Source organism: Dehalococcoidia bacterium (genome assembly GCA_022449765.1).
Lineage (GTDB): Bacteria > Chloroflexota > Dehalococcoidia > Lucifugimonadales > Australimonadaceae > UBA2963.
On sequence record JAKUPZ010000028.1, the window covers coordinates 1 to 5,438 of the forward strand.

Consider the following 5,438-nt stretch of genomic DNA (forward strand, 5'->3'; position numbering starts at 1 on the left):
CCCGCTGTTGGTGGTGTCTTAGCTGCCGTATTTGGATTGCAATCAGTATTTTTGCTTAATGGATTGAGCAAAATTGTTATTGTTCTAGTTGTATTTTTTGGTGTCAAAGAAACACGTCCTACCCGAATGGAAACTTCTCCGGAAAAGCCTACAAGGAGAAAGCTATCCTTCTATCCATTTAAGGATCGTACGTTTGCTGTTTTAGCTATTGCCACTGCTGCATTTGCCATGAGTAACGCTGGAATTATGCAGACTCTTGTACCGGTATATGCGATTGACATGATTAAAGTAGACGAGGCGGCTGTGGGATTTTTAATTAGTGTTGCATCAACTGTCACGTTTTTGTTCGCATATCCTAATGGGATTATTGCTGATAAATATGGTAGAAAACGCTCTTTGGTTCCTGGCTTACTTTTGCTTGCATTAGCTTCTTTTGTACTTGCTGGATGGGATTTTTACACCGCTTTACTGGTTGCTGTTGGAATAAAAGGACTAGGAGAAGCTATGTCATTAGGAACTACTCAGACGTATGCAATGGACTTAGCACCTGATCATGCCAGAGGAGCTTATATAGGGTTTTGGACATTTTCACAGGCTTTAGGTGCTACTTTAGGGCCTATCCTTATGGCGGGCTTGTATTATCTTATTTCCCCAGGAGCGGCATTTATGACTATGGCCATTATTCTTATACTAGCGGCCGTACTTCTTGCGCTTTTTGGCCGCGAAACTGGAGGAAGGGCAAGAATAAAAAATGCACCGGACTAGACGATTTTTGCTTCTTGTTCTGGTTGACCCTAGAGTTGTAACAACGCATTATCAGAATAGACTTTTGGTATTGTAATTTTATTGATAACACACAATTCAAGTTATACGTACGTTGATCAGCAGTCAGTCCTTGATGAAGCTGTTACTTTTATGTCCTCATCCGCCTTTATCGGCGTGGATACTGAAGCCGATAGTCGGCATAGATATCCAGAAAAAGTTTGCTTGCTACAGATATCGAATGGTGACAATACCTACGTTATTGATACGTTAGCGCCTTTGGATTACAGGGCAATCACTACTCTTTTTTCCTCAAATAGAACCCAAAAAATATTACATGGTGGTGACTTTGATATTCGGGGTTTAAACAGAGACTTTGGTACTGAATTCGTTAATTGCTTTGATACTTCTATTGCAGCTCGTTTCGCGAATCATGAAAGAATAGGATTGGCTTCTCTACTTGAGAATATTCTGGGAGTCTCAATTCCGAAAGATGAACGACTGCAGAAAGCTGACTGGTCGCGACGCCCTTTAAGCCCAGAGGCACTAGATTATGCTGCGGGTGATGTCATTTATCTACCGCGATTGATGCAGGACTTACATAAGCAATTGGCTACTTTAGGTCGCGAATCATGGGTAGCTGAAGAGTGTGAAAGGATTTCGAAAGTCAGCTACATAGAGAAGGATAAAGATTTAGCGTTTTTGTCAGTAAAGGGTACTCGAGAACTTGATGGAAAAGGATTAGCTATTTTGAAGTTGCTTTATGATTTTCGTGAGTCACAGGCAATAAAGTTGAATAGACCGCCAGGCTTTGTCCTATCTGCAGAAGTATTGGCGTTTATTTCTGCTAATCCTGATGTAGAACTTGATGAGGTTCCCGGTTTGGGTCATGCGGGAGTAAGAAGGTTTGGTAAGCAGATTCGCGAAGCTGTTAGTAACGGATTAATTTCAGAGCCAATCATTCGCCCTAAGCCGAAAATTCCACCCCTGCCTCGACCGACTAAAGCGCAGTCCTCTCGATTAACAATTTTGAAACAATGGCGCTTAGGCAAGGGTACTGAATTATCGATGGATCCGTCCTTGCTTTGGCCAATGAAAAGCCTTGAGCGAATTGCACGTGATCCTAACTCATTAGATAAGGAATTTACTGCTGAAGAAATTAGGAGATGGCAGCTATTAGAATTCTCAGATTCTTTACGCAAGCTTGTTTCTAGCTTAGCCTGATTAGTGCAAACCTCTGGTATCCTTCAACAATAAGACTTTGGAGAGACTATGACTGATTCACTAGGACGCCACGCTGTAGGAGTACCTACCCCTAGAGTTGACGGAATTGAAAAAACAACTGGCCGCGCAATTTATACCGCAGACATAAAGATGGATGGAGTACTTTTTGCAAAGACGCTTCGGAGTCCGTTTCCACATGCCAAAATTATTTCCATTGATATCTCTGCAGCACAGCAATTACCTGGTGTTTATGCGGTAGTTACTGGAGAAAATATATACCAGGGTGCACGACACGGACGTGCAGTGGTTGACGTTCCTGTTATAGCTCAAGGTCGCGTAAGGTTCATAGGAGAGCAGATTGCAGCAGTCGCTGCTGATGACGAAGAAACCGCACAAAAAGCTATAGAATTAATAAATGTTGAATACGAGGAGATTCCTGCAGTACTTGATATGGATGAAGCTATTGCTCAGGGCGCACCGTTGGTCCACGAAGATATGTTTGAAATAACTGGTTACCCTAAAGAAATCACTGAACCTAATAACATTTATACAGTTTTTGAATGGTCTAAAGGGGACATAGATGCAGGTATGTCCGAGGCTGATGTAATTGTGGAAAATACTTTTACAACTCCACGCCAGCATCAGGGCTATATTGAACCTCATTCTTGTTTGGTGGTTGCAGATAAATCGGGAAGAGTTGATGTTTGGGCTGGTAACAAATCTCCCCATCCTGGGAAGAAAATGGTTGCAATAGCTATTGGAGCTGAACCTGAGGAAGTAGTTTTCAACCCCGTTACTATTGGTGGGGATTTTGGTGGTAAAGGTTCTGCGATGAATATCCCTATTGCATGGATGCTCTCTACGTTAACAGGCAGGCCTATAAAAGCAGTATTTGATTATTCAGAAGATCTAACATCGGCTAACCCGAGACATGCTTCAAGAGTGACAATGCGGACAGGTGCCAAAAAAGACGGCACAATAGTTGCGCACGAAGCTTTAGTTGAATATGACAGCGGTGCATATGCTGGATTTAAGCCAGGTGGTCACCTGCAAGGAGCAAGCGCTGCTGCTGGCCCATACAAAATTGCCAATACTAAAATAATTGAGCATCAAATCTACACCAATAATGTTCCATGTGGCTTCATGAGAGGACCTGGTGAACCGCAAGCAATGTTCGCGGTAGAGTCACAGATGGACTGCCTCGCTGAAAAATTAGGAATGAATCCAGTTGATTTTCGTCGCAAAAATTTAATTAACCAAGGTGATGAAGACTCACTTGGAACCGTTTTTGAAGGGGTAAGATCAATCGAGACATTTGAGTCTGCTCTTCGAGTTTCTAATTTTACGGATCCTTTGCCTTCTGACGATCGATTTGCATATGGACGAGGAGTAGCAATTGGAGAGCGTGTACAGGCTGGGGGCGAAACGCATGCCGGTGTTACTATGAAGGCTGATGGTTCAGTCACAGTTCATACTTCTGTATTCGAGCAAGGTACTGGTTCTTATACAATTATGCAGCAGATTGTTGCAGACGAATTACGACTCCCTATTGAAAAAGTTGAAGTGGCCGTCTGGGATACCGCTAGTACTTCATTCGATTCAGGAATTGGCGGGGCTCGTGTCACCAGAATGGGCAGTGCTGCAGTATGGAACGCGGCTCAAGCAGCTAAGCAAGAATTATATAAATTGGCCTCGGATATCCTTGGATGGCCTGAAGACGCCATGGAAATTCAAGGTTCTCAGCTAAAACGAACTGACACCGAAGAAGAAATAGAATGGGCAACAATAGCAACTAGAACAGGCTCTCCGATTATAGGATTAGGTGATGTTCAGGACTCTGCCAAAAATCCTTACACATCTTTCACAGTTCAGGTTGCCGAAGTTTCAGTAGATAAAGAGAGCGGACAAGTTAAACTTCTATCCGTTACAACTGCACACGATACCGGCACAATACTGAACCCTATTGGTCACCAAGGTCAAATTAATGGCGGGCTTGTGCAGGGCATTGGATTTGGATTACAAGAAGAATTAACCGTAGAAGACGGTAGGGTTACAACTGCCTCTTTTGCTGACTATAAAATGCCTACTATCGCTGACATTCCCGAGCTGCGAACCGTTCTTCTTGAAGAAGGCCCTGGTGGAGGTTGGGGGCCTTATCAAGTCAAAGGCATTGGGGAGCAATCCAATTCTCAAACTGCACCCGCCATTGCGAATGCTGTGGCTGATGCGGTTGGAGTTAGGGTTCGAGACTTACCTGTAACTGCAGAAAAAGTCTATAAGGCCCTTAATTCTTAGTGAGTTTGAAAAACCAAAAGCGAATTCCGGATCAATCAACAGTACACCGAGCGCAACCATTTGCTTCTTTAGGGTACGAAAAATACCGAAGGCTTTGGACAGGAACGTTTTTTACCTTTGCAGCAGGACAGATGACTTTAGTCGCCAAGCCCTGGTTAGCTTATGAAATTACTGGATCCGCATTTTGGCTTGGTGTAGTTGCCCTTAGCCAAGGTTTGCCGATGCTTTTTATGGCTCCGTTAGGTGGAGTTGCAGCTGATCGGTTTCCAAAGCGCACTGTATTACTTCTGTCGCAAACTGCTTTGATGCTAATGGCTGCAATAATAGCTGTTGTTCTATATCTTGATCTTATAGAGGTGTGGCATTTAATTTTGCTGAGCCTAGTCCACGGGACTGCAATGCCGTTCAATATGCCCGTTAGGCAGTCCTATATACCTATTCTCCTGCCCAAAAAATTGATTTCCAATGGCGTTGCACTACATGCTTCTGGGAGAAATATGAATCAAACCATTGCCCCTAGCTTGGTCGGGGTGCTCTTAGGAATTGATCCGTTAGTTGCTTTTATTGCTATCGTAGTTTTGCATGCTCTGTCTATGCTTGTTTCATTCGGATTTCCATTAGCACAATCTTCTAATCGCGGAAATATTGGATTAATAGGTGATTTAAAATACGGGTTTAATTACGTTTGGTCTGACAAATTCCTGAGATTATTGTTTGCAACGCTACTACTATTTTTAATATTTGGGATGCCCTATATGCATTTGTTACCTGTCTTTCAAGAAATTCTTGAAGTGGGGCCAGAATTATTAGGGTTTATGTACGGTGCTATGGGCTTGGGAGGTTTTTTTGGAACTTTAACAGTTGCCTCATTCCCCCGATTTTCTAATCGGACACCCCAGCTTATATTCGGAGCTTTATTCAGTTTGTCCTTAATGGGGTTTGCTTTATCCCCGCTATACTTTTTGTCGTTGCTTCTTCTTTTTTTCTCAGGTTATTTTCACACGGCATACACAACAATTAATCAAACATTGATACTTACGCGTTCAGATCCTTCCGTCCATGGCAGAGTAATAAGCATGAATATGATGTTGAGATCTTCAATCACAATTGTTGTATTACCAATGGGATTTTTGGTAGATCAATTTGGCGGACCTAGT

At 42.8% G+C, this 5,438-nt stretch carries 4 protein-coding genes; all 4 read left to right on the top strand.

Annotated elements, in window-relative coordinates:
- A partial coding sequence (locus tag MK127_08195; protein ID MCH2532771.1) for an MFS transporter occupies positions 1-765 on the top strand: 765 nt, incomplete at its 5' end.
- Positions 766-846: 81 nt separating this feature from the next.
- Positions 847-1,986, top strand: coding sequence for an HRDC domain-containing protein (locus MK127_08200; protein MCH2532772.1), 1,140 nt, complete (start codon positions 847-849; stop codon positions 1,984-1,986).
- Positions 1,987-2,034: 48 nt separating this feature from the next.
- Positions 2,035-4,281, top strand: a complete 2,247-nt coding sequence (locus tag MK127_08205; GenBank protein MCH2532773.1) for a xanthine dehydrogenase family protein molybdopterin-binding subunit — start codon at positions 2,035-2,037, stop codon at positions 4,279-4,281.
- Positions 4,281-5,438, top strand: a 1,158-nt coding sequence (locus tag MK127_08210) for an MFS transporter (protein MCH2532774.1), incomplete at its 3' end; no start/stop codon positions are given. The genes MK127_08205 and MK127_08210, both read left to right, overlap by 1 nt.

Bases quoted from the DNA above. Each gene is read 5' to 3' on its own strand.
- MK127_08205 (MCH2532773.1), top strand. From the start codon at position 2,035: ATGACTGATTCACTAGGACGCCACGCTGTAGGAGTACCTACCCCTAGA.